The 16,333-nt window shown below is 43.8% G+C and carries 13 protein-coding genes, 3 tRNA genes and 1 pseudogene; 3 read left to right on the forward strand and 14 right to left on the reverse strand.

Going from position 1 to position 16,333, the window contains the following annotated elements; genetic code table 11:
- Window position 1 precedes the first annotated feature (1 nt).
- From JMV76_RS10560 to JMV76_RS10615, 12 genes and pseudogenes are all read right to left on the reverse strand, one after another.
- Entirely contained in the window at window positions 2-703 is a 702-nt protein-coding gene (locus JMV76_RS10560) for a potassium channel family protein (RefSeq protein ID WP_201502654.1), read from the reverse strand.
- Window positions 704-759: 56 nt separating this feature from the next.
- A complete protein-coding gene (locus JMV76_RS10565) occupies window positions 760-2,520 on the reverse strand; it encodes a TrkH family potassium uptake protein (RefSeq protein WP_201502655.1) in 1,761 nt (586 codons plus the stop codon).
- 381 nt (window positions 2,521-2,901) lie between these two features.
- The gene (locus tag JMV76_RS10570) at window positions 2,902-3,843 is read right to left on the reverse strand and encodes a DMT family transporter (protein ID WP_201502656.1); all 942 of its coding nucleotides are present in this window, start codon (window positions 3,841-3,843) and stop codon (window positions 2,902-2,904) included.
- A complete protein-coding gene (locus tag JMV76_RS10575; RefSeq protein WP_201502657.1) occupies window positions 3,836-5,032 on the reverse strand; it encodes a flavin monoamine oxidase family protein in 1,197 nt (398 codons plus the stop codon). The genes JMV76_RS10570 and JMV76_RS10575 overlap by 8 nt, the downstream gene beginning before the upstream one ends.
- 42 nt (window positions 5,033-5,074) lie before the next feature.
- A complete protein-coding gene (locus JMV76_RS10580) occupies window positions 5,075-5,497 on the reverse strand; it encodes a tetratricopeptide repeat protein (protein ID WP_201502658.1) in 423 nt (140 codons plus the stop codon).
- Between the two features lie 200 nt (window positions 5,498-5,697).
- Complete coding sequence (locus JMV76_RS10585) at window positions 5,698-6,183, reverse strand: hypothetical protein (RefSeq protein WP_227690314.1); 486 nt, start codon at window positions 6,181-6,183, stop codon at window positions 5,698-5,700.
- Window positions 6,184-6,346: 163 nt separating this feature from the next.
- A complete protein-coding gene (locus JMV76_RS10590; protein WP_045447188.1) occupies window positions 6,347-6,838 on the reverse strand; it encodes a M48 metallopeptidase family protein in 492 nt (163 codons plus the stop codon).
- Window positions 6,839-7,029: 191 nt separating this feature from the next.
- Window positions 7,030-9,075 carry a choline BCCT transporter BetT gene (gene betT, locus JMV76_RS10595; RefSeq protein WP_055125110.1) on the reverse strand — a complete coding sequence of 682 codons (2,046 nt, stop codon included), beginning with the start codon at window positions 9,073-9,075 and terminating at the stop codon, window positions 7,030-7,032.
- A 257-nt stretch (window positions 9,076-9,332) separates the two neighbouring features.
- Window positions 9,333-11,032: pseudogene (betA, locus tag JMV76_RS10600) on the reverse strand (choline dehydrogenase).
- Window positions 11,033-11,148: 116 nt separating this feature from the next.
- Window positions 11,149-12,663: a betaine-aldehyde dehydrogenase gene (betB, locus tag JMV76_RS10605; RefSeq protein WP_201502660.1), complete on the reverse strand. Its 1,515-nt coding sequence runs from the start codon at window positions 12,661-12,663 to the stop codon at window positions 11,149-11,151.
- Window positions 12,664-12,790: 127 nt separating this feature from the next.
- Window positions 12,791-13,363 carry a TetR/AcrR family transcriptional regulator gene (locus tag JMV76_RS10610; RefSeq protein ID WP_201502661.1) on the reverse strand — a complete coding sequence of 191 codons (573 nt, stop codon included), beginning with the start codon at window positions 13,361-13,363 and terminating at the stop codon, window positions 12,791-12,793.
- Between the two features lies 1 nt (window position 13,364).
- A complete protein-coding gene (locus tag JMV76_RS10615) occupies window positions 13,365-13,709 on the reverse strand; it encodes a DMT family transporter (protein ID WP_055125113.1) in 345 nt (114 codons plus the stop codon).
- A 498-nt stretch (window positions 13,710-14,207) separates the two neighbouring features.
- On the opposite strand from JMV76_RS10615, the gene JMV76_RS10620 reads away from it, so the two are divergent.
- From JMV76_RS10620 to JMV76_RS10630, 3 genes are all read left to right on the forward strand, one after another.
- Window positions 14,208-14,283, forward strand: a tRNA-Asn gene (locus JMV76_RS10620).
- Between the two features lie 374 nt (window positions 14,284-14,657).
- Window positions 14,658-14,999, forward strand: a complete 342-nt coding sequence (locus JMV76_RS10625) for a hypothetical protein (protein ID WP_045447190.1) — start codon at window positions 14,658-14,660, stop codon at window positions 14,997-14,999.
- 230 nt (window positions 15,000-15,229) lie between these two features.
- Window positions 15,230-15,964: a hypothetical protein gene (locus JMV76_RS10630; protein ID WP_201502662.1), complete on the forward strand. Its 735-nt coding sequence runs from the start codon at window positions 15,230-15,232 to the stop codon at window positions 15,962-15,964.
- Window positions 15,965-16,055: 91 nt separating this feature from the next.
- Here JMV76_RS10630 and JMV76_RS10635 read toward each other — a convergent pair.
- A tRNA-Ser gene (locus tag JMV76_RS10635) sits at window positions 16,056-16,146 on the reverse strand.
- Window positions 16,147-16,229: 83 nt separating this feature from the next.
- Window positions 16,230-16,320 (reverse strand) — tRNA-Ser (locus JMV76_RS10640).
- Between the last annotated feature and the right edge of the window lie 13 nt (window positions 16,321-16,333).

Consider the following 16,333-nt stretch of genomic DNA (forward strand, 5'->3'; position numbering starts at 1 on the left):
TTTATTTGATTTTTACACCGACACTACGCAGAAACTCGTTGATATGCTTGTTAGCACCGTAGATGCCCAGTACGTCTTTATCTTGCAATACTTGCTCAGGCGCCGCCAAACCTTTAATACTAGGCTTACTTTGCGTACGACCAAAGCTGTCTTCATAATACTCATAGCGCAGGGTACTAAGCAATCGAATATTGAACTTTTGCTCCAACTGCAAGTCATCAACAGTCTGACCAATCAACGACTTGGGAATGCTAATCTCTACCATACTGAAATGATCACTCAGCTCAAACGAGTCGACGAAATAACGTAGCGACAACCGTTTGGCCCAGCGATTGGCCGCCTCTTTTTCAGGGTGGATAAGGTCGTCCACACCGATAGCTTGCAACACTTTTTCGTGCAGTGGATTGATACTACGGCTGATCAAACGTTTTGCTTTTAGGGTTTTAAATAATGCCGTCGCCATGACGTTTGCGCCTTGGTCTTCACCGATTGCGACAATAACGATATCGGTGTCGACAATCGGTAACCCATTGACGGTATATTCATCCGTGGCATCCATACAGATGGTATGAGAGATGACTTCCTTATACGCCTCAACCTTTTGCATGCTACTGTCAATGGCAATCACTTCGTGCCCCTGACGGGTCAACGCCATGCCTAGCGATGAGCCAAAGTTCCCTAACCCTACGATGATATATTTCATAACCTTATTAACCTTTTTCAGTATTTTTAATGATGAAATGGCTTATTTACGACCATTTAATTGATCGTGATTTCTTCCGTTGGATAGCGATAATTGCGCTGGCGTTTATTTTTAAGTAGGGCAATAAAGATGGTCAACATGCTGACGCGCCCAACAAACATAATGACTGACACCACCATTTTGCTAAAATCTGATAATTCTGTCGTCAAATTCAGACTTAATCCCACCGTGCTGTAAGCTGAAAAACACTCAAAAACTACCTTGATTAAATCAAGCTCTGGTTGATCATAGCTGATGAGCGTCACCCCCATACCGATGACCAATAAAGACAGCCACATAATAGAAAATGCACGGCGAATCGAGATGTCAGCAATCTGGCGCTTAAAGACCTCAACATTGGTCTGACCACGTGCCAAACTCAAAGTATTTAACAAGGCAATCGCAAACGTACTGGTTTTGATACCACCGCCCGTCGAGTTTGGCGAGGCACCAATCCACATCAAAAATATCGTCAACATAATCGTGGGAAACGCGAGTTCACCCATGTCGATGGTATTAAATCCTGCGGTTCGCGGCGTGGCAGCAGTAAACAGCCCTGTGACAAGCTTACCGAAAAAACTGCGATGGTCTGCCAGCACATTGTTATATTCAAATATCATCACACCGGTGAGACCTACCAACAATAAAGCGCCCGTTGTAATCAAGGTTATGCGGCTATTAATATTGAGCAACCACGGTCGATAAATATAACGCTGATCATGGCGATAGATCAGGCGCTCGGCACGATCACGCAAATAACGCAGCACATTGACCACAATGACAAAACCCATACCACCAAAGATAAAGGTCGTGGCGATAATCAGTTGTAATGGGTAATTAAAACGTAGCGCGTCATCATACATACCAGCGCTAAATGTAGAAAATCCAGCATTACAGAACGCAGAAATTGCATGGAAAACAGAGAAGAATAACTGCTCAGACCAATCCATATCTGGTATGTCATAAATACTGATATAAATGAGTGCCGCAGCCACTGCCTCAACGGCAAATGTCACATATAAGATGGATTTGAGGGTCGATACCACATCACCCATGCCGCGCATGTAGGACATCTCACTGATGCTCGCCTGCGTCTCATAACTGACACCGCCCTTAAAGAAATAACTAAAATACGTCACAAAGGTCAAAATACCCAAGCCGCCGATCTGTATCAGCCCCATGATAATGACTTGCCCAAAAGTTGTGAAATAAGTCGCCGTATCTACCACGATGAGACCAGTCACACAGACAGCACTGGTCGCGGTAAAGAGCGCATCAATGAAAGACAGCGGCTGCGTCGTTGCATTGGGCATCATCAGTAGCAATGCACCGACCAATACCAATGACAGGAAGCTTAAGATAAAAAACTGCGCAGGGTTTAAAAAGGTACGATTGAGATTAAAATCATGGTCAGATATTTCACGAATAAAGGTCACAAAGACGGCATTTTTGATGGCAACGAATCCATCAACAGCGACCGACATCCCAGAGCGCACCAAATCAGTGAAATGTGCTACCAATAGGATAACAATCGCGATACTGGTCAGTAAGTCAAAGACCGCGACTTTATTTAGGGTCAGCGGCTTTTTGCTATAGAGGTAACGCCCTGCCGTCACAACAAAGCCTAAAAAAATAATCGCCAGATAAAAAATATGGAAAACCTGTTGTAGCCACATCGGCAGCGTGAAACCACTGTCTAATAAAGCAATGGCTACACCGATAATACTAATGACAATCGTGACATTATTTAACAATCGATAACGCTTGGCTGCATGCATCGCCCTAATCCATGATAGGAATAACCACGATATTTATACTCCTTTTTTGTGTTACTCACAAAAACTGATTTGAGATAATCGTAACCAATTATGATGCCCTGTTGAACACTCATACCTAGCCATGCTGATTGCTAAAATGGCTGTAGATAAATTATAGATTAGCAGTAACGGCAATATTTACGTTCTAACGAGGTTTTGTGAGGTTGGATTAGATAAAAAATGATCACTGTGAGGGTTGCATAGTGGCATTTTTACATAGCGATATGGCTACATTTTTACATGGCTACATTTTTGGATAGTTGCAGTGCAAACATATGCTCTAGTAGGGTCATTAGTCTATAGGTTAGCGTATTTATGAGCGCTATATCCTAACGATCATCTTTACATACTTTCTGTCGATGTGGTCGCCATTTTCACCCCGCCCCATGTTACCAAACCAACGCCTAGTGCGATCAATGAAGCACCCAAAAACAACCCTTCTGGCGGCATCTCACCCTGCAAAAAAATAGCCACTGGCACACCGACAATTGCACCAACCGAGCCTAATAAACTTAATAAAACAGGACCGCCGGTTTTTTGTAATAAAAACAACAATAAGAATTGACCCGCAAATACGGCGGCTTGTATGCCAATCAAACCTAGCGGCAACCAGTCTAGCGGCATTTTGACTGAAAAATTAGGCAACACACTAAATGACAGCAGCAACAGCGACGCCGCGATTAGCATACCTGGCGCGAGTGCACTAGGCGACGCTTTATCAGGCCAGCGTAAGGTGCGATATATATTACCAATAGCCAATAATACTGGACCGCAAAGCGCGATCAAAATCCAAAAAGTACTGGCGTCTGGCGTCGAAAACTTACGCGCTGCCAATACTCCTGCGCCAAGAAGCGCCGCGGCCACACCCAAAGCGCGGACGATATTAAATCGCTCCATCCTCAGTGCCACTGCGCCAAGATAAGTCAGCAATGGTGGAAGCGAGATAATGAGCGCGACGAAACCTGCACCCACATGTGGAATAGCAGAAAACAGTAGTAAATTAGAACCTGCAACACTGATGAGCGCGGCCACAAAATAGTATTCAAAGCTACGCGCATTTAAGGGAGGTAATTCGTGCCGTATGAAGGCAACGATCAATAAAATAGCAGCAGCGCCCGTGATGGACCAAAAGAGAAATGCCAGTGGTGTAATACCTATCTCACCAGCATATTTTGCCAAATTGGTAGAAATACCAATCAGACCTCCTCCGCCTAACAAGCAAGCAAAAGGGATGAGCCATGTGCTGGTGTTGCGAGAAGCTTGCTGTTCTGAAGACTCACTCATCAACTATCCTATTGGATGGTGACGCTGATGACGATACCGCATCAGACAAACCTAAATCTAAACCTTGTACTGCCTTATGTGCTGCGTCAATAGCACCAGCAATATAACCGGGGAATGACTCTGACCATTCACTAGCGCTGCCCGTTAGGCAGTCTTGCCATACCCCTCTATTTGGCTTGGCGTTCGGTGCGACAGCATGTTGACCTGAGCCACTGGCATCAGCAGGCGTCGCGGTCAATGAATCTTGCGCCCAGTCTTTCAAATATTCAGCCGTTGGCGTCTCTGCCTGTGCGCCAAATAAACGTACCAACTGCGCGCGGCAATGGGCTTTTAGCTCTGTTTCTGAGACGCTTTGACGGACGTGAGCAGGAACACCAAAGAAGCCAAACAATGCACCTTCGCCCTCTACCAATGAAGCATCATGAATCTCAGTAAGTGGCCCTATTGCACTTCGCGCTGACCCTGATAATCCTTGATTGCGCCAAAAGGGTGAATCATAAACCGCCACATATTTGGCATGTGGCGCCATCCATGTCGCGGTCTCTTGCCATTCTGTTATCAACGGCTGTGGTAAAGCAGGTTCAAACTTGATGTTACTCGCCGCCAAACGAGGCGGTAGCGCAAGGAGCACATGTTGCGCGTGATAAGTAGTTATTTGACCAGCTGTCATCTGTTCAGCGCTGTATTCGCTCTCTATGTAGATATAGTGATCAGTCTTGATTACACGTTTTACAATTTGCCCCGTGATAATGCGCGTAGGATTTAAACGCGCATACAGAGCATCAATGAGCGATGCCATACCACCGACGAGGCGCATAGACGGTGGCGAGCTTTGATAGCCTTGGGTACGGATAGGCAGCTCATTGGCAGCACGTTCAACCATCATGTCGCCGTCCTCGAACTGCGCAAAACGTGGTAAATTCAACGTTTCAATAAGACTGCTCAACTGCGGCTGATACTCTGGCCAAAACCACGATGGCCCTAAATCAAAGCCATCGTTTGATTTTTCATGATCGACACTTTGACTACTAGCATTCTGATCTACTGATGATTTCGCAACAGCGATGCGCCCGCCCAATCTATCACGCGCCTCAAGCAATATATAATCGATGCCTCGTTGCTCTAATAAAAATGCTGCATATAAGCCACTCAAACCACCACCGATGATTGCAATAGGTAGGTTTTGCATAACAAATCATTCCTGCTTAATTGAAGCTATTCAGTATTGAGATTATTCAGCCAACAACTTGGTAAGCAGCTCGTCTATCTCAACCTTAAACTCTTTATCTTCAATCTTATTAGCCGTAATTTTAGCATTCTGTAGATTTAGAATAGCCGCATCCTTTTCACCCATTTCGATCTGTAGAACCGCCATAGAAAAGGCAATCGATGACATGTGGTCTTTTGAATTGATCGCAGTCGCTTTGGCTAAGGCCTTATCATAAATAACTAAGGCTTCGTCTAAATCTGCAGTAAAGTCAGCCAATGTTTCCCACTGTTCTGGATGGTCTTTATCAGTATTTTCATTATCGTTACAAATGGCTTCTAATTCAGCATAAAACCCATCAAACGCTGCTTGATTGCCTATACGATCAGCTTCCAATAACTCTTCAGCTAAAGTATAAATTGCTTTATAAATTTTGGTATTAATCATTGCTCATAACCTTTTATGAATTAGGATCTATGGTACTTGTTTTTCAGCCAAGAGTACTTGGCGAATATTACTTGGTAAACAGTGCTTAGCTGGGATTATAACGCAATTCCACTAGCCAAAATGACTGACACAAAAAAAGGATGCGATAGTCGATATCGCACCCTTTTTATTCATCAAACTACTAATTATTTTTTATCTGCCTAAAAGCTCATTATCTTGGTGGTTTGATCGACCATTAGCGCCCCGATATCAGCAGGATCAGCAGCACTCACGCCGTCAATCAGAGCCGATTGGTCAATACCCTTACCCGGTAGATAAAGCGCACAAACCTCAACCTTGGTGTTGGTATTTTTCATAACCATTTGCATCAAACCCTGTGGGCTCATATTTTTAGGCGGTTGTGCTGTGGTCACACTTTTGGGTGCGTCACGGAGCGCCATATCACCGGCTGGACCGCAGAGCAATACTCGAGTATTGGCACCTTGCAGCGCGGATTGCATAGTTAGCACCATCGACATGAGCTGCACTTGAGCATCGTCTGATGTCACATTAATCAACATCGATGGCGTCGGTTTTTTATTCTCTGGAATGACGTCACTCTTTTGTGACATGGCATTGGTCGCTGTACAGCCAACCATCAGTGAGGCGGCGCTTATAGCAAGTGCAGTAGCAACTATCCGTTTCATCATCTTCTCCATTTATCAACAATCATTAAAATCATCGTCATTAAACTATACACTAAAATATATTAATAAAATATATAATATTATTTATGATAAGAAAGTTATGATAAGAAATACAATCTGTGGCGTGTCCTCATTTTGAGAAGAAAAGAATACAGCACTGCGATCAACTCAGTTCGCGCCAGTGCAACCACAACCGCGTATCAAGCTCAAACTGATGATACTCAGGCTCCATATGACAGCATAATTGATAAAACGCTTTGTTGTGCTCATGCTCTTTAAAATGCGCCAACTCATGCACAACAATCATGCGCAAAAACTCAGGCGGCGCTTCTTGAAACAAGCTGGCTACCGTGATGCTGTTATGAGATTTTAGCTTACTGCCCTGTATGCGGGACTGGGTGGTATGAATACCTAGCGCATGTTTGAGGACCGTTAATTTACTGCTATAGCTAACATTCGATAGCTGTCCCACTTTGCGCATATATTGGTTCTTTATCTCATTGATATACTGATAAAGCGCCTTATCACTTTTTATTTGGTGCTGAGTGGGATACTTTTTTTCTAGATATGCGCCTAATTTACCATCGCTAATCAGCAATGCCGCTTGGGTCTGAACTTGCTCAGAATAATGAGCGATGTACTTTAATGTGGTCACAAACTTATCCTTTGCTGATATTTCGAAACTGATAATCCGAAACGTATCTTTATATATTTTACCCTATATCTACTGATTTTATTTTTCATAAAACAAACCCCACAAGCTGCATTCAACTTATGGGGTTATTTCTTACCATATTTTTACTTAAGTGTTTTTACTTAAATATTTAGGACGTGTTGATAAATTAATTAACGCTCTAAATGTAGATACTGCAAATGGCGCTCGTACTGATTTAAGATATCGACCAACACTTGCTCTTTGGAGTAACCTACCAAGTCATACTCTTGTGAGCCTTCACTCAAGAACACTTCGGCACGATAATAGTACTCTGCATTCTTAGTTGACGTGCTCAAAGTAAAATTAGGACGCTCAGCTTTGATCAAATTCACTTCATAAATAAAGTCGTCTTCATCGCCATGTCCAACTCGCAATTTTAGACCATCTATTTGACCACTACTCTCATCCATGCCTTCATCTATATCTTGTCCGATATGTTCAGGGTTACGGATGTCCAAAGAGGTTTTTAGACCGCCTGCCGCAAATTCTTTTTCAACTTCCGTCATGGCAGGTCTAACCACGTTTTGTAAAAAGCGTTCAACTTGTGCATGTCTAGGGAAACTGACAATACGTTGCAAGCGTGCTTTCCAGCTCTTACCACTATCCAGCACATTAGCCGTACCAATCGTACTAGCCTTACGTTTATTGCCTTCTTCTTTTAATGACCTCCACATCGACACCATATAGAGTACAAGAATGAGCGAGAATGGCAAACCAGCAATCACAGATACTGACTGCAATGAGGCAAAGCCACCAGCAAATAATAGTCCTAAAGTGATAAGACCCGTTGCTGCTGCCCAAAACAGACGCAACCAAACAGGAGCGTCAGTGTCATTGGTCATGCCGCGTGAGCTCAAATTCGCTAATACTAACGCGCCTGAGTCCGCTGAGGTCACAAAGAATACTAAACCAATGACCACACCAGCGAATGATAAAACGTCACTGTAAGGAAAATACTCAAACAAGGCAAACATACCCATGGCGGCGTCATTAACAGCGATTTCACCAAGCTCAGTTGCCCCATTAGCAACCAAGTCTATCGCCGAATTACCAAAGATAGAGAACCAGGCAAAAATGAAACCAAGCGGAATAAACATCACGCCAAAGACAAACTCACGTAAGGTACGACCACGGCTAATACGCGCGATAAATAGACCAACAAACGGTGCCCAAGCGACCCACCATGCCCAGAAAAATATCGTCCAGCCTGACTTCCAATCAGCACCAGCAGTACCGTCATAGGCATATACATCAAAAGTTTTAAAGAGAATGGTTTGGAAATATTGACCAATATTTTGGGTAAAGGTATTCAGCAAATACACTGTATTACCCATCACCAATATGGCGATTAATAGCAATATCGACGATAGCATATTAAATTCAGATAAACGGCGTACGCCCTTTTCCACACCTGTCATCGCCGAAATAGCCGCAGCAGCAACGACACCTACAATAATAAGCGTCTGTACTGTTTTGCTCGATTCGATACCGAAGACATGAGTCAGTCCAGCATTGGCTTGCAATACTCCAATACCCAAACTGGTGGCGATACCCATCAAGGTACAAACAACACCAAAGGTATCAATACCATCACCAAGCCAGCCTTTGATCAAGCGCTCACCAAAGATAGGCGTCAGTGGTGAACGTAGCGCCAATGGCATGTTTTTACGATATGCAAAGTACGCCAATGCCATACCGATTAGTGCATAAATACCCCAACCATGTAGACCCCAATGTAAAAAAGTTTGCGCAAGTGCTTCACGCATAGCTTCTGCACTGGCAGGCTCCAGCCCCGTATGCGGCGTTAAATAATGCATCAATGGCTCAGAGGCGCCAAAAAATAATAAATCAATGCCGATACCTGCAGAGAACAGCATCGCGGCCCATGCTAGGAAAGGAAACTGGGCTTTTTCGTGATCTTGCCCAAGCTTGATGTCGCCGTATTTAGAAAAACCAACAAATAGTGCAAATATACTATAAGCGGCAACCACCAGCATGTAATACCAGCCAAAACTCTCTGATACCCATGCCATGCTTGAGCTTAATAATGTCTCACTATAATCTGGAAACGCAATCGTCCAGATAATTAATAAAATAGAAATAATAGCTGAACCTAAAAAAACCGTCTTGTTTAGAGTCAGGGGTTTCGTCGCATCTTTTGATGGCGAGCTGTACATAAAAGACCTCAATAGGTAAATTAAACAGGGTCTGATATTGATTTGTCCGTCATAACTTGATGACTGTATGACGCACAAAGCAGTACCAATAAATGAAAACTGCAATGTAAATAAAAATTTAAATGACAATCAAAGGCAGCCACAACAGTATTAAAAATACTTAATACATTAGTTCTGATGAAAAAGACCTTTGCGTGGAAAGGTCTTCTTATTGGAATTGCTTATATATTTCATTGCCTAATAGCTCATATAGCTCTTTAGACAGTAGAGCGGTAAGCGCGCATCGGCTCAGTTCTAAGCGGTGCACCATTGGCAACGTAATAATCTACGGTCGAGCGTGGTAGCTGCTTACCACGCATCTTATCGACGATTTTTTCTGCCAGCATAATGGTGGTGGCGTTTAGATTGCCACTGATGATATTTGGCATAATCGACGCATCAACGACGCGCAAGCCATCGATGCCGTGTACGAGTCCTTCGCCATTGACGACCGAATCATTACCTTCACCCATCGCACAAGTACACGACGGATGGTAAGCCGTTTCGCTATGATTACGGACATATTCATCTAGCTGCGCATCGGTCACCAAGTCATCGGTTGGTGCAATCGATCGACCACGATAAGGATCAAGTGCTGGCTGATGCATAATCTCACGGGTGATGCGCATTGCCGCACGGAACTCGTGCCAGTCTTGGTCGTGAGACATATAGTTAAACAAGATGCTCGGATGCGCGCTTGGGTCTTTTGAGGTCAGCTTGACGCGACCACGACTTGACGAGCGCAATGAGCCCACATGCGCTTGGAAACTGTGCGACTTCACGGCACTACGACCATCGTAGCGCACTGCTAATGGCAAGAAATGGTACTGAATATTAGGATGGGTAAACTTCTCATCGGTACGAATGAAGCCGCCCCCTTCAAACTGATTGAGGCGCCCAGTCCTGTGCCATTGAACAACCATTCGGCACCAATGGCTGGCTTATTCCACCATTTATTGGCAGGCGCAATCGACACTGGCAGCTTACATTCGTACTGCATATACAGCTCTAAATGGTCTTGTAGATTATTACCAACACCCGGTAAATCTAAAATCTCATTGACACCCAAATCTTTGAGCCATTGACCAGGACCAATACCAGAGCGCTGCAATAATTGCGGTGATGCAATCGCACCAGAGGAGACAATCACTTCACGAGACGCGTAAAAATTCTTGGTTTGACTTTGATGGGCGACTTTAACGCCAACAGCGCGCTTGCCATCGAACAAAATCACGTCAGTCAATGCACCCGTTAAAATGGTGATATTGCTACGCGGTTTGGCGCGGTCAAGATAACCGCGAGCTGTTGAGGCGCGGCGACCATTAGGCGTGACAAAGCGGTCCATCGGCCCAAAACCTTCTTGCTGATAGCCGTTTAAATCATCGGTACTTGGATAGCCTGCTTGCACGCCTGCTTCGATCATCGCTTGGAACAGCGGATTGACTCCTGGCTTTGAAGTGGTCATCTCGACGGGACCACCGACGCCATGATAGTCATTTTCACCAGCATCGCGATTTTCTAACTTTTTGAAATACGGCAAGCAGTCCAAATAGCTCCAATCTTCTAAACCTTTGATTTGAGACCAATCGTCAAAATCCAAGGCATTACCACGGATATAACACATCCCATTAATCAGAGACGAGCCACCTAACCCTTTACCGCGACCACAATCCATGACGCGGTTATTCATATAAGGCTCAGGATCGGTTTTATAACCCCAGTTATAAGTAGTACCTTGCAACGGCATAGCGAGCGCTGCTGGCATCTGCGTGCGAAAGTCTAAGCGATGGTCTGGACGACCCGCTTCTAACAGCAACACCTTAATGTTGGCATCTTCGGTCAAACGGGTGGCCAGCACATTGCCTGCTGAGCCTGCGCCGACGATGATGTAGTCATATTCAGGTGTGGTTGATGTCATAAAACGCTCCATAATATTAAAAAATCCATCACTTCATATCAGTAAGGCGGTGCCAAAAAGACAAATCAGTCCTAATAATTCAGCCTTACCGTTTTAAAATTTCACAGCACAAGTGATTAAAATACCGATTCAAACTTACCAAGCTCTACTTGGATAGATTTGGTCTGCGTATAATGCTCAAGGGCTTCAATGCCGTTTTCGCGGCCGATACCTGAGTGCTTATAACCACCCACTGGCATTTGTGCAGCCGACTCGCCCCACGTATTTAACCAGCAAATACCCGCTTCAATCTGTGCAATCACGCGATGAGCGCGAGTCAAATCAGCGGTCACGACTCCTGCAGCCAAGCCATACTCAGTATCATTGGCACGGCGAATGACTTCTTCTTCGGTTTCGTAAGTCAATATCGACATCACTGGGCCAAATATCTCCTCACGTACGATAGTCATTTCATCGGTGCAATCAGTGAATACCGTCGGTGCGACGAATGCGCCAGTTGCCAATTTGCCTGTTGTGATACGTTCACCACCCGTCAATAGACGTGCACCGCTAGCCTTACCTTGCTCGATATAACCAAGCACTCTTTCCATATGTGGGAAGCTGACCAATGGACCCATATTAATATTTTCGTCCATCGGATCGCCCAACTTAATACGCTCAACACGTATCAAGATAGCTTGCTCAAATTTGGCTTGTAAGGCTTTTGGAATGAAAACCCGCGTGCCATTGGTACAAACTTGACCCGTGCTATAGAAGTTCGCCATCATCGCGATGTCAGCAGCGGTATCGATGTCCGCATCATCAAATATAATCAATGGCGACTTACCACCAAGCTCCAAGGTTACGTCTTTGAGCGACGATGATGCCGCACTCGCCATCACTTTTTTACCCGTTGGTACGCCACCAGTAAATGAGACTTTAGCGATATCAGGATGCTGGGTTAATGCTTCGCCGACTTTATAATCCCCTTGCACGACGTTGAATACGCCATCTGGCAGACCTGCTTCTGTCAATATTTCTGCCAGTTTTAGTGCCGTTAGAGGCGTGAATTCAGAAGGTTTAAAAACCATCGCATTCCCAGCGGCTAACGCTGGTGCTGCTTTCCACATCGCGATTTGAATAGGATAGTTCCACGCACCGATACCTGCGACGACGCCAAGTGGCTCGCGGCGAGTATAGACAAAGCTAGTATCACGCAATGGAATCTGACGACCTTCAATCATCGGCGCACGCCCTGCATAATACTCAACGACATCAGCACCAGTCACGATATCGACATATTTGGTTTTAGAGCGCGCTTTACCCGTGTCTTTGGTTTCAAGCAATGCGAGTACATCATTGCGCTCGCGTAATAATGCAACCGCCTTTAACAATATACGACTGCGTTCAACCGCGGTCATCGCCGCCCAAACTTTTTGACCTTTTTGTGCCGCTTTTACGGCTTCATCAATCTGTTCACTGGTCGTTTGCTGAACGGTAGTTAACACTTCACCCGTGGCTGGATTGATGTCTTCAAAAGTAGCAAGCGATTCGTCGATTGCTAAGTAACGACCATTAATATAAGCAGTTTGTATTTGTTTTAAATCGATGATGTCTGTTAAGTTGTTGAGGTCTATTTTTGAATCTGTCATGCGGTGCTCCTATTAACGACTGGCAAAAGCTCTATAAAAAAGTTAATACCGAATAATGTCGTCATGGGTTAAGTATTTAAAATCAATTTATAGTGTCTATTCCGATAAGTCATTTAACAGCGGCGCTTTATTCTTGCGCAGCTTGTGTCATATTTATCAAGCGCTTATGGATGGATGCTTTATCTGAGATATTAATCCCCGAAAAATCAGAGAGCCAAATACCATCAGCCACCAGACGCACCATACATAATGTTTCGGTATTGTCGGTTGCTTGATGTTTCTTTAATTGTGCATTTGCCCACTTGGCCCACAACTCACGTAACTCGCTATCGCCTAGCATCAATGCATATAAGGTTGCTTGACTATCGAGCTCTTCCTGCCCTTTTTCGCCTAAGCTAATCGTGGCATTGATATAGGCACGAGTAAAAGAGCCATAACGCACAGGGTCTTCTGCCATGGCTTGATTGACTTCTGCCTCAAACCTCGCCATCGCATCATGAAACACTTCAAGGATGAGTGCATTTTTAGTGGTGAAATGATGCATCACCCCGCCTTTGGTCACCCCGACCGCATCAGCGACCGCCTGAAAGGTCACTTTTGATAAGCCCTGCTCTAACGTGATTCGCGCTGCCTGATCTAGTAGCGCACGACGGACAACTTCGGGCTGTTTTTTACGTTTGTAAGCGTTTTCCATTTCCATATCAGTGCACCACAGAATTAGAGAATAAGTTCATCACCACGACACCGCCCACAATCATAGCGATACCAACCACAGCTGCTGTATCAAGACTTTGCTTAAAAAACATCAAGCCTACGAGCGATGTAAGCACAATCCCCAATCCGCCCCACAGTGCATAAGCAATACCAAGCGGTATGGTTTTGATGGTTTGTGTCAATAAGTAAAATGAGATGGCATAAAGCACACCCATAATCAGGGTCGGCACCAAACGCGTAAACTGCTCTGACTTGACTAAAAAGGTCGTGCCAACCACTTCGCAAATGATGGCGATGGCTAGATAACCGTAAGCAATAGTGGTGGGACTCATAATTAGGTTACCTGTTTCAGGTTGATCACATATTAATAATGTATATACATTAAAGAAACCATACGGTCGGTATTCTATAGAAATATTCTAGCAATGTGAAGGGCTGTTTATGATTTTTTTGTTTCGAGGGAGATACAGATTGCTTTACTATTCAAAAAGATAGGCGACTTGTCTAATCAAATTGCCTCTAGATTTTATATCAAACCTACATAAATAAGGGTTTTGACCACTTTTAGCTCATTCTTTAGCCCATTTAGAGATTTATCGATTGAATTGAAGACACGCCCTAGTCAAAAAATAATATTTTAGCGGTCAAAATTTGCCAAAACAGCCCGCTTTATCAGTGATTGCTGGTTATTTTTGATAGATAACAACAATATTTACAATTAATGGCATAATAAGGTTGACAGCCTATAACAACTTGGCTAAAATGTGCCCCACATAACGCAAACAAGACAAGAAATAGCGCTTATCTAACTTATCGTTATACCAACTTATTCTCCAATAGCTCAGTTGGTAGAGCAACGGACTGTTAATCCGTGTGTCCCTGGTTCGAGCCCAGGTTGGAGAGCCATATACTAAAAACCTTCATCATTATTTGATGAAGGTTTTTTTATGGTTGCCGTTTTCAATTAAGAGGATAGCCGCAATCTTAGGGCGTGTCCTCATTTTAAAAGTGGTGACAAAAATGAGATAAATTGCCGTCAAACAAGGACAGTAGCACAAATAATGTCGAGATATTAATAAGCTATTTGACGATGTTTGGCAAAATTTAGCCATTTTTAGCCCATTTAGAGGTTAATAGATTGAATTGAGGACATGACCTAGTGCGATTGGCATGGCTACGGTGTTCTTTTAGGCGTTTTTGTTGTATGGTAAGGATAGTTTTGATTGGGTTAGTTTTTGTCTGAGTGCTTTACTCCTACTCACTAAAAATAATGGTTTATTATGATACCTGTACGTGTGAAAAATAAGTTTTCTGATCATCCGCAAAAAATCATGCGCCCGATCAGTATTCGTTTGTCTGAAGAGATGATTTCGCTATTAGAAGCCACTTCAAAAGAGTTGGGGTTTAAACGCATCCAAGGGCTTATTCGTTTATATATTCGCCAAGGGCTTGACCGCGATCATCAAGACTACACCCTAGCCCATGACGAGGTGTTCATCGAAAGCCTGCGTAAACGCGGAGTCAGCCAGCGTATTATTGATGAGGCCATTGTTGTGACCCACAATAATAATATTACTCACTCACTATCTGAGCTGCAAGAAAATGACCAGACTCATGACTAACCATTCAAACAGTCGTTAGGTGTTACTGCTGTTAATAAAAAAAGACTGAGTTTGCTTAACAGCACTCAGTCTTTTTTTGTGGGCGTAACAAAAATATGCCTATTTTGCTTGCGATACAGCATTTAGCGATAATTAAACACAACCTTTCATCAAACGAGGTATATTAAGAAAACGCTCATTATTTTGTTGTCATTCTTTATTATCCATAAAGATTTTTAAGGAGGTGTACGATGGCGAGTTTACATCAACGCTTGAATAAAGCTTTGTTATTGACGATTGCCTTAGCGATACTACCAATCGTTTCTGGTTGCTCACAGCCAACCGCGGATCCAACCAAAAAAACCATACCGACCAACTCAGATCAGTGGCAGAAAAAACTCGGCACCACTTTTGAGCAGTTACCTGAATCTGAGCAGCAATTACTCAGCCGCTACATGTTGCGAATGAAACTCAGCGGTGCCTATGAGTCGGGGGCGATGCCGCGTACCACTATCAAGCAAGCCCTTTTGCAACAGCGTGAATACGAACGACTACATCCAAACAATCCAACAGGTAAAAAAAGCCCCATCGTCAGCAGCCAACCAGCTTATAGTGCCAATGCGCAGAACTACCCTGTCGCTCTACTACCAGTCAAAACCAGCGATAGTGACAGCTTAAATCAAGTAAAACTTCAGTTTATGCTCTCTAATCACGGCAAGGTCGCCATTCAAAGCTTTAAGGGCACACTGACCATGCAAGATGCGAACTTGGCGCAGGGCAAAAGCTTTAACGTACCACTAACACAGTTTGACCCACCTATTAAACCAGAGCAGTCTGGTAAGATCATCATCGAGAGCAGTATTGAAGACATCAATGTTATGCGTGCCATTAAAAACACCAAAGACTTGACCATCATGATCAGTAAAGGCACATTGATATTGGAGAATGGGCAGGAAATTAAGTTTGATGAGTCGTTAATGAAATAAAAAAACGCTACAGAATATTTATAAAATAATAGGATAAATATCCAGCATAAAAAAAGCCCCAATCATCACTGATTAGGGCTTTTTTTGAATTTGGAGGAGACGGAGAGATTCGAACTCTCGAAGGGCTACAAACCCTTGTCGGTTTTCAAGACCGGTGCATTCAACCACTCTGCCACGTCTCCATTTGTGCATTATTATAACGATATAAAATAAAAATGCAACAAAAAAAGCCGCAATCATTAATAATGATTGCGGCTTTCGAATTTGGAGGAGACGGAGAGATTCGAACTCTCGAAGGGCTACAAACCCTTGTCGGTTTTCAAGACCGGTGCATTCAACCACTCTGCCACGTCTCCATTTGTGCGTTAT

Origin of the sequence: Psychrobacter cibarius, assembly GCF_904845955.1 — a bacterium.
Lineage (GTDB): Bacteria > Pseudomonadota > Gammaproteobacteria > Pseudomonadales > Moraxellaceae > Psychrobacter > Psychrobacter cibarius_B.

Coding starts and splice junctions, on each gene's coding strand:
- betT (WP_055125110.1), bottom strand. CDS start 9,075: ATGTACAGCTCGCCATCAAAAGATGCGACGAAACCCCTGACTCTAAAC.
- JMV76_RS10565 (WP_201502655.1), bottom strand. CDS start 2,520: ATGCATGCAGCCAAGCGTTATCGATTGTTAAATAATGTCACGATTGTC.
- JMV76_RS10625 (WP_045447190.1), top strand. CDS start 14,658: ATGATACCTGTACGTGTGAAAAATAAGTTTTCTGATCATCCGCAAAAA.
- JMV76_RS10580 (WP_201502658.1), bottom strand. CDS start 5,497: ATGATTAATACCAAAATTTATAAAGCAATTTATACTTTAGCTGAAGAG.
- JMV76_RS10630 (WP_201502662.1), top strand. CDS start 15,230: ATGGCGAGTTTACATCAACGCTTGAATAAAGCTTTGTTATTGACGATT.
- JMV76_RS10585 (WP_227690314.1), bottom strand. CDS start 6,183: ATGAAACGGATAGTTGCTACTGCACTTGCTATAAGCGCCGCCTCACTG.
- JMV76_RS10570 (WP_201502656.1), bottom strand. CDS start 3,843: ATGAGTGAGTCTTCAGAACAGCAAGCTTCTCGCAACACCAGCACATGG.
- JMV76_RS10560 (WP_201502654.1), bottom strand. CDS start 703: ATGAAATATATCATCGTAGGGTTAGGGAACTTTGGCTCATCGCTAGGC.
- JMV76_RS10615 (WP_055125113.1), bottom strand. CDS start 13,709: ATGAGTCCCACCACTATTGCTTACGGTTATCTAGCCATCGCCATCATT.
- JMV76_RS10610 (WP_201502661.1), bottom strand. CDS start 13,363: ATGGAAATGGAAAACGCTTACAAACGTAAAAAACAGCCCGAAGTTGTC.
- JMV76_RS10575 (WP_201502657.1), bottom strand. CDS start 5,032: ATGCAAAACCTACCTATTGCAATCATCGGTGGTGGTTTGAGTGGCTTA.
- betB (WP_201502660.1), bottom strand. CDS start 12,663: ATGACAGATTCAAAAATAGACCTCAACAACTTAACAGACATCATCGAT.